Below are 24,032 nucleotides of genomic sequence, written 5' to 3' on the forward strand. Positions count from 1 at the left end.
AGACATTAGGCGTTACAGGGGTCAACGTGGCAGAATCCGGCAAGATCGATCCGATGCACCAATTCGCTATCGAACCCCTGTTCGGTACGGATCATTGGTCGGTGGGCGGCTTCAACATCGCCTTCACCAACAGCGCGCTCTATATGGTGCTCGCCGCTGTGGTGCTGTGGGTCTTCGTGATCGGCGGCATGAAGCGCGAACTGGTCCCCGGTCGCTGGCAGATGGCGGTCGAATATATGACCGGCTTCATCAAGAACCTGCTGATCTCCAACGTGGGTGAAGGCGGCAAGAAATATATTCCATACGTCTTCTCGCTGTTCATGTTCATCCTGCTGGCGAACCTGCTGGGCCTGCTGCCGCTGGGTCTGGTCGGGATGCACCCCTTCACCTTCACCAGCCACTTCACCGCGACCGGCGTGCTCGCGATCATGAGCTTCTCGATCGTGCTGATCGTCGGCTTCTGGAAGCATGGTCTGCACTTCTTCTCGCTGTTCGTGCCGCACGGCACGCCCCTGGCGATGATCCCGGTCATTTTCCCGATCGAGCTGATCTCGTTCATGGTGCGTCCGTTCAGCCTGGGCCTGCGACTGTTCGTGGCGATGACCGCCGGGCACGTCCTGCTCAAGGTTCTGGCCGGCTTCGTCATCAACAGTTCGAACGCGGGCATCGGCTACGGCCTGACCGTGGGCAGCGCCAGCTTCGTCCTGATGATCGGCATCAGCGCGCTGGAAATGCTGGTCGCGGTCATCCAGGCCTATGTGTTCGCGCTGCTGACCTCGGTCTATCTGAACGATGCCGAGAACCTGCACTAAGATTTCTGTAATTTCGTCAACATTATCATTATTCTAAAGAAGGAGTTTATACCATGGACGCAGAAGCCGCAAAGCTGCTCGGTGCTGGCCTGGCCGCGATCGGTGCGGGCATCGCCGCCCTCGGTGTGGGCAACGTGTTCAGCGCGTTCCTCGAAGGCGCGCTGCGCAATCCGGGCGCTGCTGATGGCCAGCAGGGTCGCCTGTTCATCGGTTTCGCCGCGGCGGAACTTCTGGGTCTGCTGGCGTTCGTTATCGCCATGATCCTGGTGTTCGTGGCCTAACACACGACATTCGGAGCGGGCAGGGCGGCTTCACGCCATGGCCTGCCCGCTCCCCCTATTTGACCGCCCTCTGACCGGACGGACCGTACAATGCCTCAAATCGCGCAAATCGCCGATACCTACTCCAGCCAGATTTTCTGGTTGCTGCTGACCTTCGGCCTCGTCTTCTTCGTCATCGGCCTTGGCATGGTGCCCAAGGTGCAGGGCACGGCGGACGCGCGCGACGCAAAGATCAGTGGCGATCTGGACGCGGCGAAGGCCGCCTTCGCCCGCGCTGATGAAGCGGAAGCGGACTATCGCGTCCGTGACGCCGGCAACCGCGCGGCCGCCCAGGCGACTCTGGCCAAAGCCAAGAGCGACGCCGCCAAGGCGACCGAAGTGAAGCTGGCCGCCGCCGATGCGGTGGTCGCAGACAAGATCGCCGCCGCCGAAGCCCGTATCAAGGGCGCCAGCGAAGCCGCGATGGCAGAAATCGAAACCGTCGCCGCCGATGCGGCGCGCGACATGGTGGCCCGCATCTCCGGCGTGGAAGCGTCGGACGATGCCGCCCGCAATGCAGTAAAGGCGGCACTGGCCCATGGCTGAGGCAGCATCCCATAGCGCATCGGAGGTTCCGCACTTGAACGAGGCGATCCACAGCGAAGGCATGGAGCCTGTCGGCACTGTCGCGCATGAAGGCGTCGTGCCCCATACCGATCCGCAGGCGGTCGGCATGGACGCAACCGCCTGGGTCAGCCTGGCGATGGCGGCCTTCATCGTCATCCTGCTGATCAAGAAAGTGCCTGCCCTGATCGGCGGCGCGCTGGACGGCAGGATCGCCCAGATCAAGGAGCAACTGGCCGAAGCTTCGCGCCTGCGCGCCGAAGCCGAAGCGCTCAAGGGTGAATATGAAGCCAAGCTGGCCGCGGCGGCCGGTGAGGCCGACGCCATGCGCAGGGCGGCGGAGCATGAAGCCGAAGGGCTGATCGCGGATGCCAAGGTCAGCGCGGAGGATCTCGTCGCCCGTCGTCAGAAGATGGCGGAAGACAAGATCGGCGCCGCCGAACGCGCCGCCGTCGCCGGCATCCGGGCGAAGGCCGTGAACGCGGCCACCGCCGCCGCCGCGGTGCTGATCGCCCAGGGCCATGACGCCAAGGCCGACAAGGCGCTGGTCGATAGCGCCATTGGCGGGCTCGGCACCATCAACTGATCGGTTCGAGCATAGTCGAAAAACGCGGGCACAGCGTTAAGCGCTTCTCGACACGCCTGAAGAGAACGGAAGAAGAGGGTTCGATTTGAGCGTCCTCATCTTTCAGGCGGGCGGCCGAAGCCGCCGGCCCTGCCTCACGCCGCCAGCGTGGCGCTGTCGATCACGAAGCGATATTTGACGTCGCTTTTCTGCATCCGCGCATAGGCTGTCTCGATATCGTGGATCGCGATCATCTCGATCTCGGACGTAATGCCCTTCTCCGCGCAGAAATCCAGCATCTCCTGCGTTTCGGCGATGCCGCCGATCAGCGACCCGGCGATCGCCCGCCGCTTGAAAATCAGCGCACCGACATTGGGCGACGGGTGGGCATGTTCGGGAACACCCACCAGCGTCAGCGTGCCGTCCCGCTTCAACAGCGCGGTGAACGCATCCAGGTCATGGCTGGCCGCGACCGTGTTCAGGATGAAGTCGAAGCTGCCCGCGTGCGCCGCCATCTCGTCCGCATCGCGCGACACGATCACCTCGTCCGCGCCCAGCGCCAGCGCGTCCTGCCGTTTGGCCTCCGACGTAGTGAAAGCGACGACATGCGCGCCCAGCGCGTGCGCCAGCTTTACGCCCATATGGCCCAGCCCGCCGATGCCGACGATGCCCACCTTCATGCCCGGCCCGACCTTCCAATGGCGCAGCGGCGACCAGGTGGTGATGCCTGCGCACAGCAGCGGCGCAACGGCCGCCAACTGGTCCTCCGCATGACTGATCTTCAGGACGAAATCATCCTTCACGACGATGCTCTGCGAATAGCCGCCCAGCGTATAGCCCGGCGCATCGTCAGTCGCGCCATTATAGGTGCCTACGAAACCCGTCTCGCAATATTGCTCCAGCCCTTCGTCGCATGACGCGCAGGACTGGCAACTATCGACCATGCACCCAACGCCGACCGTGTCGCCGACCTTGAACTTGGCGACATGGTCGCCGACGGCGGTCACATGGCCGACGATTTCATGGCCGGGAACGCAGGGATACAGCGTGCCGTCCCATTCGGACCGGACCTGGTGCAGGTCGGAATGGCACACGCCGCAATAGGCGATGGCGATCTGGACGTCATGGGCGCCGACTGGGCGGCGCTCGATGGTGATGGCTTCCAACGGCTTGTCGGCCGCATAAGCGCCATAGGCTTTTACGCTCATTGGGTGGTCCCTCTGATGCTGATGATTGTTGATGGGGGGAATGGCCGCATCTTTTTGTACGGTACGGTATAGATAGGCGCTGGACGCGGCGCATCAACCCCGGCCATTGCCAAAGAAGCCGCGCACGCTATCTCTGCCCCCATGTCCGGCCCGCAATCCCCCGATCGCTTCAGCGAAGACAAGGCAAGCTTCACCGTCACCGGCAGCCAGCCGGATATCGACATGGGCGTGGAGGCGATCCGCACCACGCTCAAGACGCTGCCGATCCGTCCCGGCGTTTACCGGATGCACGATGCGCGCGGCGACATACTCTATGTGGGGAAGGCGCGGGCGCTCAAGAATCGCGTCGCCAATTACACCCAGGTCGATCGCCTGCCGCGCCGGCTCCAGCGCATGGTGGCCCAGACCCGCAGCATGACCATCGTCACCACCAACAGCGAAGCCGAAGCGCTGCTGCTGGAAGCGCAATTGATCAAGCGCTACCGCCCGCCCTACAATGTACTGCTGCGCGACGACAAAAGCTTCCCTTTCATCCTGCTGCGGGAGGATCATGCCTTCCCTCGCGTGCAGAAGCATCGCGGCGCGCGCAAATATAAGGGGCGCTATTATGGCCCCTTCGCCAGCGCCGGGTCGGTCACGCGCACCATCAACGCGCTGCAAAAGCTGTTCCTGCTCCGCTCCTGCACCGACAGCTTTTTCGCCAACCGCTCGCGCCCCTGCCTCCTCTATCAAATCAAGCGCTGCTCGGCCCCCTGCGTCGACCGGATCGACGCGGCAGGCTATGCCGAACTGGTCAATGACGCGCAGGATTTCCTGGGCGGCAAATCGACCGCGGTGCAAAAGAAGCTGGGCGTCGCGATGGAGCAGGCGGCGGAATCGTTGGATTTCGAGCAGGCGGCGGTCATCCGCGACCGGCTGAAGGCGCTGACCTTCATTCAAGGGTCGCAGGCGATCAATGCCGAAGGGCTGGGCGATGCCGACATCTTCGCGCTGGCGGCAAAGGGCGGGGCGATGTGCATCCAGGCTTTCTTCATCCGAGGCGGCCAGAATTGGGGCCATCGCAGCTTCTTCCCCGTCCACACGACCGACGTGGCGGAGGATGAGGTGCTGGAAAGCTTCATGGCGCAATTTTACGAGGAGGTGCCGCCGCCCCGCCTGATCCTGGCCGATCGCCAGCCCGCCGAATGCGAATTGATGGCGCTGGCATTGAGCGAACGGGCCGGGGGCAAGGTCCGCATCGAAGTGCCCCAGCGCGGCGACCGCACCCGCCTCATCAAACAGGCGCAACGCAACGCGGTCGAGGCGCTGGACCGGCGGCTGGCGGAAACCACCAGCCAGGGCAAGATCCTCGACGAACTGGTCGAAGCCTTCGGGCTGGAGGGCGTGCCAGACCGGATCGAGATTTACGACAACAGCCACATTCAGGGCGCTCACGCTCTTGGGGCGATGGTCGTCGCGGGGCCGGAAGGATTCCGCAAAAACGCCTATCGCAAGTTCAACATGAAGAATCCCGACATCTCGAACGACGATTTCGCGATGATGCGCGACATGTTCGAACGACGCTTCGGGCGCGCGCAAAAGGAAGACCCGGATCGCGACAGCGGCGAATGGCCCGACCTCGTGCTGATCGACGGCGGCAAGGGGCAGCTATCGGCCGCCCGCGCGATGCTGGAGGAAATGGGCATAGAGGATGTCACCATGATCGGCGTCGCCAAGGGGCCGCATCATGGCCGCGACGGGCGCGAAATCTTCCACATGCTCGACGGGCGCGAAATCAATTTCCCCGTCAACCATCCCGTCCTCTTCTACCTGCAAAGGCTTCGCGATGAAGCGCATCGCTTCGCCATCGGCGCGCATCGCGCCAAGCGCAGCAAAGCGATCACCGTGTCGTCGCTGGACGAAGTGCCCGGCATCGGTCCCGCGCGCAAGAAGGCCCTGCTGATGCATTTCGGCACCGCCCGCGCGGTCCGCGACGCCGCGCTGGACGATTTGGCGAGAGCGCCCGGCGTGTCGAAGGCGGTCGCGCAACAGGTCTATGATTATTTTCATGGATGATGGGGCGAAAAGCGGGAGAGGGCTAAGATTAGCGGGAGCAAATGGTCGTTTGCAGTAACGCCGCTCCTTTCATGCGGGCCTGACCCGGCATCCCGCTGCCTGCCCCATGTGCACCCAAACACCCCTTCCACCAATGTAGGATTTTCTCTGATCTACCATGGTGGATGATCCACACGCTCCGCCGCCTGACTCCCCGCAGCCCGCACCAAAAATCCCGTGACCCACCCGGCGCGGCAGGCTTGCGTCACTATGACCTACATGGCGCGCCGGCGACGCGCGCCAAACAGCTGACCGGGGCTTTCTCGGTACGATCAGCCCCATTTCCCCGCGCTTTTCCATATCCAGCAACGGTGTGAACTTCGGCACCATGACCGCGTTGTGACCCTGCAAAGGCGGCCTGCATCGCCTTCCCCCACCCGAATCACCCCGGAGCCGATCATGAAAAGCATCAACCCCGCCACCGGAGAAGAGATCGCCACTCACGAACAATTCACCCAAGCGCAGATCGACGCCGCGCTCGACCAAGCGACCGCGACCATCGCGACATGGCGGACCACCCCCATCTCGGATCGCACCGCGCTCCTCACCGCCTTGGCCGACGCCTATCACGATAACCGCGATCGCCTCGCCCGCATGGCGACTCTGGAAATGGGCAAGACGCTGAAATCAGCGCTGGCGGAGGTCGACAAATGCGTCGCCGCCTTCCGCCATTACGCGCAAGCCGGCCCGGCCATGCTGGAGGGCGGCAGCATCCCGCTCGCCGCCGGGGGGAAAGCCAATTATGTCTGGCTGCCGATCGGTCCGGTGCTGGCGGTGATGCCGTGGAATTTCCCCTATTGGCAGGTCGCCCGCTTCCTTGCCCCTTGCATCCTCGCCGGCAATATCGGACTGCTCAAACATGCCAGCAATGTGCAGGGCGTCGCCGCGCTGATGCAGGAGATGATGGGCGTGGCCGGCGCGCCCGATGGTTTGTTCCAGAACCTGCCGATCCGCTCGGACGCGGTGGCGGCGATCATAGCCGACGATCGCGTCGCCGCCGTCACCCTGACCGGCAGCGAGGGCGCGGGTCGCGCCGTGGCGGAACAGGCGGGCAGGGCGCTCAAGAAGGTGGTGCTGGAACTGGGCGGTGCGGACCCGTTCATCGTCATGCCCTCGGCCGATCTCGACGCGGCGGTCAAGCAGGCGGTAATGGCGCGGGTCCAGAATAGCGGCCAGTCCTGCATCTGCGGCAAGCGGATGATCGTCCATACCGATATTTATGACGCATTTCTGGACCGCTTCTCGGCCGCGATGGCGGCGGTGAAGGCGGGGGATCCCTTCGATCCGGCGAGCGACATGGGGCCGCTCTCCAGCGAGGAACAGCGCCGCACCGTGCAGGAACAAGTGTGGAAGATGAAGGCGGCGGGCGCGACACTGATCGGTGGCGAAGCGCTGCCCGGTCCCGGCGCCTACATGAATGCCGGTATATTGACCGATGTGCCCACCGACCCCGCGTTGATGGGGGAAGAGATTTTCGGCCCCATCGCCATGCTGTTCCGGGCCGCGGACGTCGACGATGCGATCGCCATCGCCAATGGCATTCCCTTCGGCCTCGGTTCGTCGGTCTGGACGACGGACGCGGCGGAAGAGGCGCGCTTCATCCGCGACATCCAGGCCGGTATGACGGCGGTGAACCAGATGCTGGCCTCCGCCCCGGAAGCCCCTTTCGGCGGCGTCAAGCGCTCGGGCCATGGCCGCGAACTCGGCCCGTTCGGGCTGCACGAATTCATGAATTTGAAGAGCGTCTATCGGAGCGAATGATCGGCGAACCGCTTTCCTACCGCCATGCTTGGACGTACAGATAAGCGTCATGCCCAGCCTCAGCACCACCGCGATCGTTTGCGCCGTGCGCCATCATGGCGAACATGGCGCGATCATACGGCTGCTAACGCCCGATCATGGCCTGCTACCCGGCTATGTCCGTGGCGGTCGGTCGCGGGCTTTGCGCCCGGTGCTGCTTCCCGGCAATATCGTGAAGGCCGATTTCCGCGCCCGGACGGAGGATCAACTGGCCGGCCTGACCGTCGAACTGGCGCAGAGCCGTGCACCGCTGCTGGCTGAACCGCTGCCGGCCGTGGCGATCGACTGGAGCTGCGCCCTGACCGCCGCGGCGCTGCCGGAAGGTACGCCCTATCCGGCGTTGCATCAGGCGCTCGACGGCGTGCTGGGCGCGGTGGAGGCGGCTCCGGCGGCGCGCGGCTGGGCGGTGGCGCTGGTGCGCTACGAATTGCTGCTGCTGGCCGAACTGGGCTTCGGCCTCGACCTGACGCGCTGCGCCGTGGGCGGGGATACGGACGACCTCGCCTATGTCAGCCCGCGCAGCGCTGCAGCGGTCAGCCGCGCGGCGGCGGTCGGCTATGAAGCCCGGTTGCTGCCGCTGCCCCCCTTCCTGATCGAAGGCGGCATGGGCGACTGGACGCAGCTATTGGACGGGCTGCGCCTCACCGGCTTCTTCCTCGAACGCTCCATCCTGATCGATCGGCGCGCCGACATCCTCGCTGCGCGCGAAAGACTGGTAGACCGGCTGAAAAGGGCGGTTGCGTGAAACCTTCTGTCTCCATAAGGGCCAGCCACGCAATATCAGCCACGCAATATAAGGAGTCTCGCCATGTTGATCGCCCTGTTTCCCGGAGACGGCATCGGTCCAGAAATCGTCGCGCAGGCCGTGCGTGTGCTCGATGCGCTGGCGATCGACGGCCTGACCTATGAGGACGGACTGGTCGGCGGCGCGGCCTATAAGGCGGTCGGCCATCCGCTGCCGCCCGAAACGCTGGACCTGGCCAAGCGCGCAGACGCCATATTGTTCGGCGCGGTCGGCGATCCCGACTGCGATGCGCTGGAACGGCGCCTGCGCCCCGAACAGGCGATATTGGGCCTGCGCAAGGAATTGGGCCTCTTCTCCAACCTGCGCCCGGCCAAGGTTTTCCCCGAACTGGCCGACGAATCCGCGCTGCGCCCCGAAGTCGCCAGCGCCATCGACCTGCTGATCGTCCGCGAAACCAATGGCGATGTCTATTTCGGCGAAAAGGGCTTCCGCACCACCGCCGACGGCCTGCGCGAAGGCTATGACGTCATGTCGTACAACGAAGCCGAAGTGCGCCGTATCGCCCATGCCGGTTTTCAGGCCGCGCGCGCGCGTCGTGGCAAGCTCTGCTCGGTAGACAAGGCCAATGTACTGGAAACCAGCCAGCTCTGGCGCGACGTGGTGATCGCCGTGTCGGCCGACTATCCCGACGTGGCGCTCAGCCACATGTATGTGGACAACGCCGCGATGCAGTTGGTCCGCAACCCCGGCCAGTTCGACGTCATCGTCACCGGCAACCTGTTCGGCGACATTCTTTCCGATCAGGCGAGCATGTGCGTCGGCTCCATCGGGATGCTGGCTTCGGCCACGCTGAACGGCAGCGGCCAGGGCCTTTACGAGCCGATCCATGGCTCCGCCCCCGACATTGCCGGCACGGGCAAGGCCAATCCGCTCGCGACGATCCTGTCGGCGGCGATGATGTTGCGCTATTCGCTGAACCTGCCCGAACAGGCCGATCGGATCGAAGCCGCTGTGGCCAAGGCGCTGGCCGACGGCGCGCGCTCGCCCGATCTGGGCGGGACCATGTCGACCGTGGAGATGGGCGACGCGGTTCTGGCTGTGCTCTGACCGCTCGGTTCGTCGCATAACCGGGAAATTTCCTTAACTTTTGCGTCCTTCGACCGATCTAATGGGAAAACGGGGACGCACTATGTTGATGCAATTGACACGGGACCATGATGCCCTGCGGGGCATGATGGGGGAATTTGCGCATATCATGCGCACCCGCGGGCCGGAGGCGCTGCCGGACATCGCCCGCCGGCGCATCGCCTTTTCGCAACTGTTCCGCGACCATATGGGCCGGGAAGATGCGCTGGTGGTGGCGCTGCGCAGCGGGTCGACGGCGGCGCAGGCGGACTCTGTCATGCGCGATCACAGCCGCGCGATGGTCGCCCTGTTCCTGCGCTACAGCGATCATATCAAGGACTGGACCCCGGCGCAGATCACCCAGGACTGGCACGGCTATCGCGACGCCGTGCTGGAACTGCAACAGGGCCTGCTGGACCGGATGACATGGGAGGAGCGGCATCTTCACCCGCTGATGGTGGACGCGCCGCGCCGCGCCGCCTGACGGGCTTGGTTTGACCGGACAGGCTGGCCGGACTGGTCGGGTAGGGCCACTTACAGGGCCAATTGCGCACTATCGGTTCTGTCCTACACTCTGCATAGCCATTAGGGGCGACGGGATGAACGATTTCTCCCTGTCAAGCCTCCGCGCCGCCGCCGACATGGTCCATGCCCAGGTTCCGCCGACCCCGCAATATGCCTGGCCGCTGTTGGGCCAGCGGGCCGGCTGCGACCTGTGGGTCAAGCATGAGAATCACACGCCCACCGGCGCGTTCAAGGCGCGGGGCGCGATCACCTATATCGACTGGCTGCGGCGGACTCATCCAGAGGTGACGGGCATCATCACCGCCACCCGCGGCAATCACGGCCAGGCGCAGGTGCGCGCGGCAACCGCCGCCGGCATCGCCGCCACCATCGTCGTGCCCCACGGCAACGCGCTGGAGAAGAATGCCGCGATGCGCGCATTCGGCGCGACCCTGATCGAACATGGCCATGATTTCGACAGCGCGAAGGCCGAAGCGATCCGCCTGTCGGCGCAGCAGGGCCTGTTCATGGTGCCGGCCTATCATGACGAACTGGTGCGCGGCGTTGCCAGCTATGGCCTGGAACTATTCGATGCGGTGCCCGACCTTGATACCGTCTATGTCCCGGTCGGCTGCGGATCGGGCCTGTGCGGCACGATCGCCGCGCGCGATGCGCTGGGCCTGAAGACCAAGGTGGTCGGCGTCGTGTCCGCCCATGTCGATGCGGCCAAGCGCAGCTTCGAAGCCGGACGATTGGTGTCTAGCCCCACCGCCTACACCTTTGCCGATGGCGTCGCGGTCTGCACCCCGGTCCAGGCGGCGCTCGACTATTTCGGGCCGCGCGCCGATCGCTTCGTGGGCGTAACCGACGATGAGGTGGCGCAGGCGATCCGCATCTATTGGCAGGACACGCATAATCTGGCCGAGGGTGCGGGCGCCGTAGCGCTCGCGGCCGCGCTCCAGGAAAAGGAGCGAATGCGTGGCAAGAAGGTTGCGGTTATCCTGTCGGGCGGTAATGGCGACATGAGCCAGATGGCCGAGATATTGGGCGGCGCCACGCCGCAAGTGACGATGGACATGCGGAAAGCGATATGAAGCGGAAAAGCGGTCAGAACCCTGAAATCACCAAGAACTGGAAGCCTGCAACGCTGGCGATCCGGGGCGGCACGGCGCGCAGCGAATATGGCGAGACGTCCGAAGCCCTGTTCTTGACCAGCGGCTATAGCTACGACCGGGCGGAAGATGCCGCGGCGCGCTTCGCCGGTGAACAGGTCGGCATGACCTATAGCCGTCTCCAGAACCCGACCGTGGAGATGCTGGAACAGCGCATCGCCCTGCTCGAAGGGGCGGAGGCCTGCCGCGCGACCGCCACCGGCATGGCGGCGATGACCGCGGCTTTGCTCTGCCAATTGTCCGCGGGCGACCATGTCGTCGGCGCCAAGGCGGCCTTCGGTTCGTGCCGCTGGCTGACCGATACGCTGCTGCCCAAATTCGGGATCGAAACGACGACGATCGATGGCAGCGACACCGCGGCCTGGAAAGCGGCGATCCGGCCCAATACCAAGGTCTTCTTTTTCGAAACCCCTGCTAATCCCACGATGGACATTGTCGATCTGGCGGCGGTCTGCGCCATCGCCAAGGCGCATGGCATCACCAGCGTCGTCGATAATGCCTTTGCCACGCCCGCCTTGCAGCGGCCGATGGAATTCGGCGCGGACGTCGTCGCCTATAGCGCGACCAAGATGATGGACGGTCAGGGCCGCGTCCTCGCCGGCGCCATTTGCGGCACGCGCGACTGGATCGACAATGTCCTGTTGCCCTTCCACCGCAACACCGGCCCGACATTGGCCGCGTTCAATGCCTGGGTGGTGTTAAAGGGGCTGGAAACGCTCGACCTGCGCATCCGCCGCCAGAGCGAAAATGCGCTGAAGGTCGCCGCCTTCCTCGAAGGGCGCGTCGCCAAGGTGCTCTATCCCGGCCTGCAAAGCCATCCCCAGCACGCGCTCGCCATGAGTCAGATGGCCATGGCCGGCCCGATCTTCTCGCTCTATGTCGGTGGTGGCCGGGCGGAGGCGCACGGCCTGCTCAACGGCCTGGAACTGATCGACATCAGCAACAATATCGGCGATTCGCGTTCGTTGATGACCCACCCTGCCTCGACCACCCATTTCGGCATGGCGGAAGCGGCGCGGCTGGAAGTCGGCATCACCGAAGACATGCTGCGCCTCAATGTCGGGTTGGAGGATGCGGACGATGTGATCGCCGACCTCGATCAGGCGCTGCGGTCGATAGGGCGTTGACGAATGAGGGGGTTAGGGCGCATTTCCGGGACGTGAACGCACTCTTCCCCTTCCACGCCACCACGCGGGACATCATCGTCCATGTCGCGGTCACCTTCCTGCCCGAACAGTCGGAGCCGGACCGGGGCCGCTGGTTCTGGGCCTATCATATCCGCATCGAAAATCAGGGCGACCAGCCGGTGCAACTCCTGACCCGCCACTGGATCATCACTGATGGCCGCGGGGTCCAGCATATGGTCGATGGCGATGGCGTCGTGGGGGAGCAACCCGTGGTGCAGCCGGGGAAAAGCTATGACTATGTATCGGGTTGCCCTCTCAATACGCCGACCGGATCGATGAAGGGCAGCTATCGGATGATCGGCGTTGGCGGTGAGACGTTCGATGTGGCGATCCCCCATTTCGCCCTGATCGCCCCGGCGGTGGCCGAATGAAGCGGACCCATTTGCCGCTCAACGGTCTGCGCGTGCTGGACGCGGCCGCGCGGCACCTATCCTTCACCCGTGCCGCGGACGAACTGGCGGTGACGCCGGCCGCCGTGGGGCAACAGATTCGCGCGCTGGAGGATATGCTGGGCGTCGTCCTCTTCCGCCGCACGCCCAAGGGGTTGGAATTGACGCCGGAAACGGAGGGCGGCCTTGACGCGCTGCGCGCCGGCTTCCTGGAGTTCGAGGAAGCGGTGCGGGCGATGCAGGCGGGCCAGTCCAGCCATGCGCTGACCATCGCCGCGCCGCGCGACATCACGGGCAAATGGCTTCAGCCGCGTCTGGCCGCCTATGCCGCCGGCCAGTCCGACCTGACGTTCCAGCTGATCGCTGCGGACGAGGCGCTCGATTTCACCGAAGCCAATCTGGACATCGCGATCCGCCTGGCCGACGGCGCGGGCGAGCATGAAGGCGTTAAGATCGGCGAAGCCGCTTATGTCACGGTCGAGGCGGCGGCGGGTGGCCCCGATCATCGCATCGATTGGCCCGGTTGCCCGGCGGGCGACAAGCCCGCGATCATTCGCGTTGCCGATGGAGGGCTGGCGATCGAGGCGGCGGCCAGCGGCTTTGGCCGTGCGCGCGTGCCGCTGCTGCTGGCGCAGGCCGATCTGGCGGCGGGCCGGGTGCGGCAGGTGGGCGATACGACCCCGACGCTGCTCGCTTATTGGCTGATCGCGCCGTTGCCGCAATGGCGGCAGAAGAAGGTCAAGGCGCTGGTCGAGGCGCTGACGGGGTAAGGGCTGTTGTCGGCCATTTTCAGCCACTCACCATGGTTGTCCCAGCGAAGGCCGGGATCTCACTTTTCCGGGTTTAAGACAGTCGGCGAATAAGACGTGGTCGTCATCAACGCCCATCTGCCGCCGCCAGATTCATCGCCCGCGTCATCAGCGCCACGAACTTTCCTTCATCCACCCGCGCCGTCGGGTTGTTCCAACCGCCGCTGACGGCATACCAAGCGCCGTTCGGTGCCTGGCCCAGCATGTTCATCGCCATCACGCCGGGTTCGCTGCCGCCCTTATAGCCCAGATAACGCCAGCGTTTCGCATCGGCGGGCGCGATGCCGGGGTTGACGGCCAGGATCGGCAGCGCGTCGCCGCCATGCAGGCGCAGCCAGTCGAGCAGGCCGATCATGTCCCTTGATGATGCGAACCATTCGATGCTGTCGATCGCCGTGGGTATTTCGGCCACGCTGCCCACATCCACCTTGTCCGCGGTCAGGCGGCGAGCCGCATCGTGCAGCAGCCCGCGACGGTCAGCGAGCGATCCCGTTGCGTAACGGTGGCGCAGGTCGGCATTGACGGGCATTTTGAGCGCGAAGGCTTCGGCGGTGCTGAGTATAGGCAGCGCTTTGGCCGCGTCTGAATGGCCGGTCGTGGCCAGCATGGCGTCTACCCGATCCCGCCCCAGCGCGCGAAGCAGCGTATCGCTCGCGCTATTGTCGCTTTCGGCGATCATCGCCGTGGCCAAGCTGTGCAGCGTCATCGGCGCACGGTCGGGCCAGTTCATCAGCCGCCCGGAAAAGCTTTTCGGGCCTAGAGGGATGACATCGCTCCAGCGCCGCTCGCGCGCCGCCGCCGCGCGCGCCAGTTCGGCGAGAATATACAATTTGAAGCTGGAGCCGGTCGCCATCTGCACGTCGGCGCGGTGGACATGCAGCCATTGCGGACCGGAGTCGGTCAGTTGCGCGATCGCGACGGCGGTGGCGCCGGGCAAGGCGGCGACGTCGGCCATGACCTTGTCCAGGCTGTCATTGGCGGTGCGGGCGCCCACGATATGCAGGCCGACGACCAGATGGGGCGTTTGCGGCGCGACCACCAGGGTAAAGCCTACAGTGGCGCGTTCATAGCGGATTTCGACCTGCCCGGCAGTGGCGCTGTCGGTCCGCACCGCGCCGAGCGAAAGCGGTTCGCCATGCTGGGCGCGCAGGTCGGCGGCGATGGCGCGCCAGCGATCCACCGGCACGGCGTCGAGAAAGAGGGTAGAGAAATAGGCCTCCTCGCCGCCGGGCGCGCTGAGGATGCGGAGCAGTTGTACCGCACGGGCCTGATAGGCGGGGGAGGGGGCAGCACGGGAAGGGGAAGGAAATACGGCCATGACGAATAGGGATAGCAGGACAAGGAGCCTGGCACAGCGGGCTCCTGCGAAAGTGGCAGCACGCTTCTGACGGACCATAGCCCTATTCAAGCGTCGATCGCTTCCTCGTCCACCGCCGCGGCATTTTCCTGGATGAAGGCGAAGCGATGCGCGGGGTTGGTGCCCATCAGCCGATCAACCAGATCGCGCACCTGCGCCCGGTCCTCGACATCGTCGGGCAGGGTGATGCGGATCAGCATCCGGGTCTTGGGGTCCATGGTGGTTTCGCGCAATTGCATGGGGTTCATTTCGCCCAGCCCCTTGAAGCGGCTGACTTCTACCTTCTTGCCCTTGAACTCCTTCGCCATCAGCTGTTCGCGATGGGCGTCGTCCTTGGCGTAGAGGCTCTTGCCGCCCGCCACGAGCCGATAGAGCGGCGGCTGGGCGAGATAGAGATGCCCGCGCCGCACCAGTTCGGGCATTTCCTGAAAGAAGAAGGTCATCAGAAGCGTCGCGATATGCGCGCCGTCCACATCGGCGTCGGTCATGATGACGATGCGTTCGTAGCGCAGATGATCCGGGTTGCAATCCTTGCGCGTGCCGCAGCCCAGCGCCAGGATCATGTCGGCAATTTCCTGATTGGCCAGGATCTTGGCGTTATTGGCGGACGCGACGTTCAATATCTTGCCGCGCAGGGGCAGGATCGCCTGGGTCTTGCGGTCGCGCGCTTGCTTGGCCGAACCACCGGCCGAATCGCCCTCGACCAGAAAGATTTCAGCACCTTCCGGGTCGTCGTTCGAACAATCCGTCAGCTTTCCGGGCAAGCGCAGTTTGCGGCTGTTGGTCGCGGTCTTGCGCTTGACCTCCTTCTCCTGCTTGCGCTTGAGGCGCTCATCCATCCGGTCGAGCACATAGGCGAGCAGCGCCTTGCCCCGATCCATATGGTCGGTCAGATAATGGTCGAAATGGTCGCGCACCGCATTTTCCACCAGTCGCGCGGCGTCGGGGCTGGTCAGTCGATCCTTGGTCTGGCTCTGAAACTGCGGATCGCGGATGAAGACGGACAGCATGATTTCCGATGACGTCATGATGTCGTCGGCGGTGATGTCCTTGCCCTTCTTCTGCCCGATCAGTTCGGCAAAGGCGCGGATGCCCTTGACCAGAGCGGTGCGCAGGCCCGCTTCATGGGTGCCGCCATCGGGGGTCGGGATGGTGTTGCAATACCAGCTATAGCTGCCATCGGACCACAGCGGCCAGGCGACCGCCCATTCGACCCGGCCAGCCGTGCCGGGAAAATCCTGATTGCCCGAAAAAAAGACGCTGGTCGCGCAATCGCGGCCGCCCACCTGTTCCTTCAGATGATCGGCCAGGCCGCCGGGAAACTGGAACACCGCCTCCGCTGGCGTATCGTCGCTGATCAGTTCGGGCGCGCATTTCCAGCGGATTTCGACGCCCGCGAACAGATAGGCCTTGGACCGCGCCAGGCGATGCAGACGGGCGGGCTTGAACTTCTGCTCGCCGAAAATTTCGGTGTCGGGGACGAAGCTGACCAACGTGCCGCGCCGGTTGGGCGCCGCGCCGACTTTTTCCAGCGTCGTGACGGGCAGGCCTTGCGCAAATTTCTGGCGAAACAGTTCCTTGTTGCGCGCGACTTCGACCACCGTGTCGGTCGACAGTGCATTGACCACGGAAATGCCAACGCCATGGAGGCCGCCTGAGGTGGCATAGGCCTTGCCCTCGAATTTGCCGCCCGAATGGAGCGTGGTCATGATGACCTCCAGCGCCGACTTGCCGGGAAATTTGGGATGCGCATCCACCGGAATGCCGCGGCCATTGTCGGTAATGGTCAGCTTGTTGCCGGTCTCCAGCGTCACCTCGATCCGGGTGGCGTGACCGGCGACGGCCTCGTCCATGCTGTTGTCCAGCACTTCGGACGCCAAGTGATGCAGCGCGCGCTCGTCGGTGCCGCCAATATACATGCCGGGGCGGCGACGGACCGGCTCCAGCCCTTCCAGCACCTCGATCGTGGAAGCATCATATTGCGGGGTGGCGGGGGTGTTGGCGGCGAACAGGTCTTCGGACATGCCGTAAGCTATAAGCGGGCGCGCGGCGGGCGCAAGCGCCGAGCCATGTCCGGGCAGCAACGATATGTCACAAAAGGCAGTGAAACAAAATGGACGGTGGGTTCGTTAGCGGCAGGAAGATGGGTCGAAAACGGCCCGTCCCGCGAGGAGACTATATTCATGAAGATCAAGCATATCGCGCCGCTCGGCGCCACCCTGGCGCTTGTCATGGCGATGCCGGCCGTTGCGCAGGACAGCGCGCCGGTCGACTGGAGCGGCCCTTATGTCGGCGGCTCCTTCGGCTATAATTGGCAGAAAAGCGACCAGGGCGAACATCTGCGTTTCGATACGGACGCCGATGGCGACTATAATGACGTGATCCGCACCACGTCGGGCGCCAACGCCTTTTCGCCGGGCACCTGCGGCGGCGCGGCGCGCGGCCCCACGCCAGGTGCTGGCTGCGACGACGACAAGGATGCGATCGGCTGGATGGGTCATGTCGGCTATGACCGGCAGTTTGGCAGCATCGTCGCGGGCGTGGTCGCCGAAGCGGGCAAAGCCTATGTCAGCGACAGCGTGACCGAATATTCCACGACGCCGGCTTTCTACACCATGACCCGGCGGATCAACTATAACGCCAACCTGCGCGCCCGCCTGGGTTATACGACCCCCGGCGGCATCATGCCTTACATCACCGGCGGCCTTGCCTATGCGAAGGTGAAGAACAGCTTCAGCACCAGCAATGGCGCCAACAGCTTCACCGAAGTCGATCGCAAGGAAGATGCATGGGGCTACACGATGGGCGGCGGTATCGAAGCCAAGGTGTCGGATAATTTCTCGATTGGCGCACGCTATCTGTGGACCCGCTATAATGTCGGCGACTATCGCGTCGATGTCGGCGCGGGCACGGCTCCGGCGACCAATCCCTTCCGCATCACCCCGTCGGGCGGCGCCAGCATGAATCGCGGCGACAAGTTCGACACGCAGAGCGTGATGGTGACGACCAGCTTCCGCTTCTGATTGCAACGAACACGAAAAAGGCCCGGCTTCCAAATGGAAGCCGGGCCTTTTTCGCGTCTGGCGTGACGCTTCAGCGGACCCGCGGGCCGCCAAAGGGGAGCGGCGGGGGCGGACGGCGTGTGCCGCGGGGCAACTGCGCCTGATAGGCGCGGCCACAATGTTCGACGCAATAAGGGAAGCCGGGATTGACCTGCTCGCCGCAGAAATGAAAGTCCGGTTCGCCCGGATGCCCCATCGGCCATTTACAGATCCGCTCGGTCAGGTCGAGCAGCGTCGTCTTGTCCGCAATCTCGGCGCTCGGCTTTGCCGGCACCAGGCGGCGCGGCGGGGCGGGCGGGATCGGCGCCTGCTGGTCGCCCGGACCCTGGCGCAGGAAGCCGCCGGGACCGACCGAAATGATGCGGGGTTGCGGCGGCGGGGGCGGTGCATCGGTGGCGGCTGCGGCGGCGGGAGTCGGCGTCGCAGGGGCCGCCGGCGCAGCGACGGGCGCACGGATGGGCGCCGGAGCCGACACGACAGGCGCGGCGGCGCGCGACGCTTCCACATCCGGGGCGGTCGCGGGTTTCCGCGGCGCAGGGGCGGCAGCCTTCTTGGGCGTCTCATTCGCCTTCACCGGCGAAGGACGGGATTGCAGGCCCAGGCGATGCGCCTTGCCGATCACCGCATTGCGGCTGACCCCGCCGAGTTCATCGGCGATCTGGCTGGCGGTCAGTCCGCGCTCCCACATCCCCTTGAGCTGGTCGATACGCTCGTCGGTCCAGGACAATGAAAAAACTCCTCACAAATCTTCTATGGCTCCCTATATGGGAAGCCACGCCGCAGGTTCAAATCCTTGGACCTTCCCCCTTGCGGCATAACGGACCAGCCGATAGTCGATCCAACCATGAACGACCAGCCCAAAATTCACGCCGCTCCCGCGGTACAGCCGCCATTCCCCGAACCGGGCGTGCCGCAGATTCGCAACATCAACTGGGCCGGCACCTGGGCGCTCTACGCCAAGGAAGTGCGCCGCTTCCTGAAGGTGCAACTCCAGACCGTCTGGGCGCCGGCGATCACGACGCTGATGTTCCTGGTGATATTCATCGTTGCGCTGGGCGGCAGCGGGCGGACCGTGTTGCTGCGCGGCGAAGCGGTGCCCTTCGCCGACTTCATCGCGCCGGGCCTGATCATCATGGGCATGATTAACGCCTGCTTCGCCAATGCCAGCTTCGCGCTGATGGTGGGCAAGGTGCAGGGCACGTTGGTGGATTATCTGATGCCGCCGATCGGGGTGGGCGAATTGCTGTTCGCGCTGGTCGCATCGTCGGTGACGCGCGCGATGTTCGTCGGCTTCGCCCTGTGGCTGGCCATGGCCTTGTGGCCCGGCGTCCATGTGACGCCCGCGCATATGTGGGCGGTCGCCTGGTTTGGCCTGCTCGGCACCAGCTTCATCGCCTTTCTGGGCGTGTTGACATCGATCTGGGCGGAAAAATTCGATCATGGCGCGGCGATCACCAATTTCGTGATCGGACCGCTGGCGCTGCTGTCGGGCACATTCTACTCAATTGATCGCCTGCCCCCGGTTTTCCAGGCGATCAGCCACGCCAACCCGTTCTTCTACATCATTTCCGGCTTCCGCTACGGCTTCGTCGCGGCAGCCGACACCAATGTCGTGGTGGGCAGCAGCGTGCTGCTGGGCCTGAACCTGATACTGGGTGGATTGTGCTACACGCTGCTCAAGCGCGGCTGGAAGATCAAGGCTTGATCCGCTGCCGCCGCCTCAAATGAAGGCGGCAAAGAGCGGGACGGCGATCCCCATCAGGAACAACGTCGCCGCCGCGATCAGCCAATGATGCGGGCGGGGCTGGCGATGCAGAGAAGGCGGGGCGTTGTGAGGACGCCCCGCCTTCTGCTTATCCACCGACGCGGGAGAGTGCGAGGCCTGCAGCTTCGATCTCGTCTGCGGGATAGATGTTGCGCAGGTCGATGAGCGCGGTGCCGGTCATGGCGGCGGCCAGGCGCTTCAAATCCAGGGCGCGGAAGATGTCCCATTCGGTGACCAGCACGACCGCGTCGGCGGCGTCGGCGGCCTCATAGGCGTCGTTGGCCATGACCACCTTGGGCATCATCGGCGCGGCGACCTCCATGCCTTCGGGATCATAGGCGACGATCTTTGCGCCCGCGTCTTCCAATGCCTGAACGATGGCGAGGCTGGGGGCGTCGCGCATGTCGTCGGTGTTGGGCTTGAAGGTCAGGCCCAGCAGCGCGACCGTCTTGCCGCGGGCGTCGCCGCCCATCGCCTTGACGATCTTGCGGCCCATCGCCCGCTTGCGCAGGTCGTTGACCTGCACCACCGTTTCGACGATGCGGATCGGGGCGTCATGGTCCTGGCCGGTCTTGACCAGCGCCAGCGTGTCCTTGGGGAAGCAGGAGCCGCCATAGCCTGGCCCTGCGTGCAGGAATTTGCTGCCGATCCGGTTGTCGAGGCCGATGCCGCGCGACACGTCCTGCACTTCCGCGCCGACCGCCTCGCACAGGTCCGCCATTTCGTTGATGAAGGTGATCTTGGTCGCCAGGAAGGCGTTGGCGGCATATTTGATGAGTTCGGCGGTGCGGCGACCGGTGAACATCAACGGCGCCTGGTTCAGGTTGAGCGGGCGATAGACCTGGCTCATCACCGCGATCGCGCGTTCCGAACCGGTGGTGCCCACGACGACGCGATCGGGCCGCTTGAAATCGCCGATGGCTGCACCTTCGCGCAGGAATTCGGGGTTGGACACGACCTGGATGTCGAGGTCGGGATTCAATTCGCGCGCGATCCGCTCGACTTCGTCGCCGGTGCCCACCGGCACGGTCGATTTGGTCACGATCACCGCAGGCGCATCCAGCGCCGCAACGATTTCCCGCGCCGCAGCATAGACATAGCTCAGGTCCGCATGGCCGTCGCCCCGGCGCGAAGGCGTGCCGACCGCGATGAAGATCGCGTCGGCGCCCTTGACGCCAGCGGCCAGGTCGGTGGTGAAGGTCAGCCGGCCCGACGCCGCATTGTCGCCCACCAGCTTGTCCAGCCCCGGCTCGAAAATCGGCATCCGCCCGGACTCGATCGCCGCGATCTTGCCGGCGTCCTTGTCCACGCATACCACGTCATGACCAAAATCCGCAAAACAGGCCCCTGACACAAGTCCAACATAACCCGTGCCGATCATCGTGATTTTCATGGACTATTCAGCTCCGTAAGACGTGGTGACTATGCGCAGGCTGTATCATAGTGCGCGCACATTACAATTCGCTGCGTTGCAGCGATGAATTTAGCAAGATCGTTCAGGGGCTGGTTACCAATTTCTGCGACAGGCTGGGCGCAGCAGCAGGCGAAGGAATGGATGTGAAAGTAGCGCTGGTGTTCGGGACGCGCCCCGAAGCGATCAAGATGTTCCCGGTGATCCATGCGCTGCGCGCGCAATCCGGGGTGGAGACGCGGGTCATCGTGACCGCGCAGCATCGCGGCCTGCTGGACCAGGTGCTGGACATTGCCGGGATCGTGCCCGACATCGACCTGGACGTCATGGTCCCCAACCAGACGCTGGACGGGCTGACCGCCAGGCTGATCGTCGAACTGGGCCAGGCGTTCGACGTGGAACAGCCTGACCGCATCGTCGTCCATGGCGATACGCTGACCACGATGGTCGCCAGTTTGGCCGCCTATTACCGCAAGATCCCGGTCGCCCATGTCGAGGCCGGCCTGCGCAGCGGCGATATTCATCATCCCTGGCCGGAGGAAGTGAATCGCCGCGTCGTCGCCTGCATCGCCGACATGAACTTCGCGCCCACCCAGGCCGCGGCCGACGCGCTGCTGCACGAAAGCCGGGACGCCGCCAGCATTCATATCACCGGCAACACCGTGATCGACGCGCTGCTCGCCACCCGCGATCGGCTGTTGGCGCAGCCGGGACTGGCCAGCGGCCTGGACGGTCTGGCCGCGCGCTTCGCGGGCAAGCGAATCGTCGCCGTCACCAGCCATAGGCGCGAGAATTTCGGCGGCGGGATGGAAGCGATCGCGCAGTCAATAGCCGATATCGCCGCGCGCGCCGACGTCGCGGTGATCTTCCCCGTTCACCCCAATCCCAATGTCCGCCCGGTGATGGACGCCGTATTGGGCGACCTGCCCAATGTCGCGATGATCGAACCGCTCGACTATCCCCATTTCGTCCGCCTGCTCGACATGTGCCATCTGGTGCTGACCGACAGCGGGGGCGTGCAGGAAGAAGCGCCCTCGCTCGGCAAGCCGGTGCTGGTGATGCGCGAAACGACCGAGCGGCCCGAAGGTATTGAGGCGGGGACGGCCCGGCTGGTGGGCGCCGACCGCGACCGCATCGTGCGCGAGGTGCTGGCGCTGCTGGATGATGACGACGCCTATCAGGCGATGGCACGGGCGCATAATCCGTTTGGTGACGGCCTGGCGGCGGCGCGAATCGCTGCGGTGATCAGCGCGGGCGCCGCCATGGCGGAATAAAAGGCGACGTCGTGGCGGCTATCTGCTACCGGACGGCATCGCCGCGAAACCTGCCCGCAAGCATTCGCTACGACCGAGAGACAAATCGCGCTCCCGCTTGCCATGCAAGGAGCCTGTCTCATGACCCTGTCGATACGCGCCCACTCAATTCTGAGCCTGACGAGGCCGTCCGCATGAGCCGCGCCATTAATTTGAACGCGCCGCTGGACGACGTGACCGCGCTCTGCGCCCGCCACGCCATCGCCATTTCGACCATCGAACCGCTGACGTCGGGCGGCACCCGCGTCGTGCTGCTCAATCCCGATGGCGCCGATCGCATCCGTACTTTGATGAAGACCAAGATCATCACCACGCCGGTCATCCGCTCGCCCATGCACATGGCGCGCCAGCCTTTACCGCGCTATCGCTAGAGGTTAGACGGCGGCGACCGGAGCGTTACCGAAATCTTCAGCATTTCCGGGCACAAAAGCGGGCGAATTCACCGTTTGAAGGATTGTTCGCCTCATGCCTGTCGACGCAAAGCAGAAGGTTTCCGTCATTGGCCTTGGCTATATCGGCCTGCCGACCGCCGCGCTGATCGCGCGTGGCGGCGCGCAGGTGGTGGGGGTCGACGTCAGCGCCCATGTGGTCGAAACGGTCAATAGCGGCCGCGTCCATATCGAGGAAGTCGATCTGGATGGCTTGGTCCAAGGCGTGGTCGCTCGCGGCAACCTGCGCGCCAGCCTGGAGGTCGAGGAAAGCGACGTCTTCATCATCGCCGTGCCGACTCCCGTGTCGGAAGATCGCGCGCCCGACATTTCCTATGTGCTCAAAGCCGCGCGCACGATCGCCCCGGTGCTCAAGGCCGGCGATACGGTGATCCTCGAATCCACGTCTCCGGTCGGCACGACCGAAGCGATGCGCGACGTGATCGGCGCCATTCGTCCCGACCTTAAAATGCCGGGGCAGGGCGCGCAGGGCGACATCGCCATCGCCTATTGCCCGGAACGCGTGCTGCCAGGTCGCATCCTGGTCGAACTGATCGACAACGACCGCTGCATCGGCGGCATCACGCCGCGTTGCGCGCGCAAGGCGCTGGGCTTCTATCGCCAGTTCGTGCGTGGTGCCTGCATCACCACAACCGCCCGCGCGGCCGAAATGGTCAAGCTGGTCGAAAACAGCTTCCGCGACGTCAACATCGCCTTCGCCAACGAATTGTCGGTGATCGCGGAGAATGTGGACATCGACGTGTGGGAGGTGATCCGCCTCGCCAACCGCCATCCGCGCGTCAATATCCTCTCGCCAGGCCCAGGCGTCGGCGGGCATTGCATCGCCGTCGATCCCTGGTTCATCGTCCATGGCGACCCGGAAAATGCCCGCATCATCCGCACCGCACGCGAAGTGAATGACGGCAAGACCGACTATGTCATAGCCAAGGCGTCGGACATGATCGACGCCTTCGCCGACGAAGACGTCGCCTGCCTCGGCCTTGCCTTCAAGGCGAATATCGATGATTTCCGCGAAAGCCCGGCGGTGAAGGTCGCCGCGCGGCTGGCGCGGCGCTATGGTCGCCGCATCAAGCTGGTCGAACCCTATGCTCAGGCATTGCCGATGGAATTCGCCGGAACGGGGGCCGACCTGATCGATCTCGATACGGCACTGGAACAATGTGGCGTTTTCGTCATTCTAGTCGATCATGACATGTTCAAATCTGTTCCCGTCGATGAACGCGCCGGCAAGGCTGTCTATGACACGCGGGGCATCTGGCCCGATCAGCCGCGCCGCCTGGCGCAGCCCGCGCCCGACCGCCTCGCCATCTGACAGCCATCGGGCGCCTTCGGCCTGTCCCGTCCATGGTTGCCATCATCGTGCCGCGCCGTTAACCCCCGG

Annotated in this window: 23 protein-coding genes; 18 read left to right on the plus strand and 5 right to left on the minus strand. The window is 64.6% G+C overall.

Going from position 1 to position 24,032, the window contains the following annotated elements; translation table 11 throughout:
- Positions 1–26 precede the first annotated feature (26 nt).
- From V473_RS06345 to V473_RS06360, 4 genes are all read left to right on the plus strand, one after another.
- A complete protein-coding gene (locus V473_RS06345) occupies positions 27–812 on the plus strand; it encodes a F0F1 ATP synthase subunit A (protein ID WP_066601643.1) in 786 nt (261 codons plus the stop codon).
- 53 nt (positions 813–865) lie between these two features.
- A complete protein-coding gene (locus V473_RS06350; protein WP_006961951.1) occupies positions 866–1,093 on the plus strand; it encodes a F0F1 ATP synthase subunit C in 228 nt (75 codons plus the stop codon).
- Between the two features lie 90 nt (positions 1,094–1,183).
- Positions 1,184–1,678, plus strand: coding sequence for a F0F1 ATP synthase subunit B family protein (locus V473_RS06355; protein WP_066601646.1), 495 nt, complete (start codon positions 1,184–1,186; stop codon positions 1,676–1,678).
- On the plus strand, positions 1,671–2,282 hold the full coding sequence (locus V473_RS06360; protein ID WP_066601649.1) for a F0F1 ATP synthase subunit B family protein: 612 nt from the start codon (positions 1,671–1,673) through the stop codon (positions 2,280–2,282). Before V473_RS06355 ends, V473_RS06360 begins: the two co-directional genes overlap by 8 nt.
- Before the next feature lie 134 nt (positions 2,283–2,416).
- Here the strand turns inward: V473_RS06360 and V473_RS06365 are convergent, their stop codons facing one another.
- Complete coding sequence (locus tag V473_RS06365) at positions 2,417–3,469, minus strand: NAD(P)-dependent alcohol dehydrogenase (protein ID WP_066601652.1); 1,053 nt, start codon at positions 3,467–3,469, stop codon at positions 2,417–2,419.
- A 141-nt stretch (positions 3,470–3,610) separates the two neighbouring features.
- On the opposite strand from V473_RS06365, the gene uvrC reads away from it, so the two are divergent.
- From uvrC to V473_RS06410, 9 genes are all read left to right on the plus strand, one after another.
- The gene (gene uvrC, locus V473_RS06370) at positions 3,611–5,524 is read left to right on the plus strand and encodes an excinuclease ABC subunit UvrC (protein ID WP_066601657.1); all 1,914 of its coding nucleotides are present in this window, start codon (positions 3,611–3,613) and stop codon (positions 5,522–5,524) included.
- Between the two features lie 435 nt (positions 5,525–5,959).
- Entirely contained in the window at positions 5,960–7,324 is a 1,365-nt protein-coding gene (locus tag V473_RS06375; protein ID WP_148648380.1) for an NAD-dependent succinate-semialdehyde dehydrogenase, read from the plus strand.
- A 49-nt stretch (positions 7,325–7,373) separates the two neighbouring features.
- Positions 7,374–8,108, plus strand: coding sequence for a DNA repair protein RecO (gene recO, locus V473_RS06380; RefSeq protein WP_066601663.1), 735 nt, complete (start codon positions 7,374–7,376; stop codon positions 8,106–8,108).
- A 63-nt stretch (positions 8,109–8,171) separates the two neighbouring features.
- Positions 8,172–9,215, plus strand: coding sequence for a 3-isopropylmalate dehydrogenase (leuB, locus tag V473_RS06385; RefSeq protein WP_066601665.1), 1,044 nt, complete (start codon positions 8,172–8,174; stop codon positions 9,213–9,215).
- Positions 9,216–9,297: 82 nt separating this feature from the next.
- Positions 9,298–9,717, plus strand: a complete 420-nt coding sequence (locus V473_RS06390) for a hypothetical protein (RefSeq protein WP_066601666.1) — start codon at positions 9,298–9,300, stop codon at positions 9,715–9,717.
- 115 nt (positions 9,718–9,832) lie between these two features.
- Positions 9,833–10,831, plus strand: a complete 999-nt coding sequence (locus V473_RS06395; protein WP_066601667.1) for a threonine dehydratase — start codon at positions 9,833–9,835, stop codon at positions 10,829–10,831.
- Complete coding sequence (locus V473_RS06400) at positions 10,828–12,036, plus strand: trans-sulfuration enzyme family protein (RefSeq protein WP_066601668.1); 1,209 nt, start codon at positions 10,828–10,830, stop codon at positions 12,034–12,036. Before V473_RS06395 ends, V473_RS06400 begins: the two co-directional genes overlap by 4 nt.
- A 32-nt stretch (positions 12,037–12,068) precedes the next feature.
- The gene (gene apaG, locus V473_RS06405; RefSeq protein WP_066601670.1) at positions 12,069–12,467 is read left to right on the plus strand and encodes a Co2+/Mg2+ efflux protein ApaG; all 399 of its coding nucleotides are present in this window, start codon (positions 12,069–12,071) and stop codon (positions 12,465–12,467) included.
- Positions 12,464–13,255, plus strand: coding sequence for a LysR family transcriptional regulator (locus V473_RS06410; RefSeq protein WP_066601673.1), 792 nt, complete (start codon positions 12,464–12,466; stop codon positions 13,253–13,255). Before apaG ends, V473_RS06410 begins: the two co-directional genes overlap by 4 nt.
- 106 nt (positions 13,256–13,361) lie before the next feature.
- Here V473_RS06410 and V473_RS06415 read toward each other — a convergent pair whose 3' ends face one another.
- Entirely contained in the window at positions 13,362–14,612 is a 1,251-nt protein-coding gene (locus V473_RS06415; protein WP_244884344.1) for a serine hydrolase, read from the minus strand.
- Between the two features lie 86 nt (positions 14,613–14,698).
- Positions 14,699–16,675 carry a DNA topoisomerase IV subunit B gene (gene parE, locus V473_RS06420; protein WP_066605209.1) on the minus strand — a complete coding sequence of 659 codons (1,977 nt, stop codon included), beginning with the start codon at positions 16,673–16,675 and terminating at the stop codon, positions 14,699–14,701.
- Between the two features lie 159 nt (positions 16,676–16,834).
- Here parE and V473_RS06425 point away from each other — a divergent pair, with 159 nt between their 5' ends.
- Complete coding sequence (locus V473_RS06425; protein WP_066601679.1) at positions 16,835–17,674, plus strand: outer membrane protein; 840 nt, start codon at positions 16,835–16,837, stop codon at positions 17,672–17,674.
- Positions 17,675–17,744: 70 nt separating this feature from the next.
- Here the strand turns inward: V473_RS06425 and V473_RS06430 are convergent, their stop codons facing one another.
- Positions 17,745–18,440 (minus strand): GcrA family cell cycle regulator, encoded by a 696-nt coding sequence (locus V473_RS06430; RefSeq protein ID WP_066601682.1) that lies wholly within the window; start codon positions 18,438–18,440, stop codon positions 17,745–17,747.
- Positions 18,441–18,557: 117 nt separating this feature from the next.
- On the opposite strand from V473_RS06430, the gene V473_RS06435 reads away from it, so the two are divergent.
- Positions 18,558–19,418 carry an ABC transporter permease gene (locus V473_RS06435; RefSeq protein ID WP_066601686.1) on the plus strand — a complete coding sequence of 287 codons (861 nt, stop codon included), beginning with the start codon at positions 18,558–18,560 and terminating at the stop codon, positions 19,416–19,418.
- Positions 19,419–19,566: 148 nt separating this feature from the next.
- On the opposite strand, the gene V473_RS06440 is transcribed toward V473_RS06435, so the two are convergent.
- Positions 19,567–20,871: a UDP-glucose dehydrogenase family protein gene (locus V473_RS06440; protein WP_066601689.1), complete on the minus strand. Its 1,305-nt coding sequence runs from the start codon at positions 20,869–20,871 to the stop codon at positions 19,567–19,569.
- A 164-nt stretch (positions 20,872–21,035) separates the two neighbouring features.
- Here V473_RS06440 and wecB point away from each other — a divergent pair, with 164 nt between their 5' ends.
- From wecB to wecC, 3 genes are all read left to right on the plus strand, one after another.
- On the plus strand, positions 21,036–22,163 hold the full coding sequence (gene wecB, locus V473_RS06445) for a non-hydrolyzing UDP-N-acetylglucosamine 2-epimerase (RefSeq protein WP_066605211.1): 1,128 nt from the start codon (positions 21,036–21,038) through the stop codon (positions 22,161–22,163).
- Positions 22,164–22,336: 173 nt separating this feature from the next.
- The gene (locus tag V473_RS06450; RefSeq protein ID WP_066601691.1) at positions 22,337–22,573 is read left to right on the plus strand and encodes a hypothetical protein; all 237 of its coding nucleotides are present in this window, start codon (positions 22,337–22,339) and stop codon (positions 22,571–22,573) included.
- A gap of 94 nt (positions 22,574–22,667) precedes the next feature.
- The gene (gene wecC / locus V473_RS06455; protein ID WP_066601693.1) at positions 22,668–23,963 is read left to right on the plus strand and encodes a UDP-N-acetyl-D-mannosamine dehydrogenase; all 1,296 of its coding nucleotides are present in this window, start codon (positions 22,668–22,670) and stop codon (positions 23,961–23,963) included.
- Positions 23,964–24,032 lie beyond the last annotated feature (69 nt).

Source organism: Sphingobium cupriresistens LL01, assembly GCF_001046645.1.
GTDB lineage: Bacteria > Pseudomonadota > Alphaproteobacteria > Sphingomonadales > Sphingomonadaceae > Sphingobium > Sphingobium cupriresistens.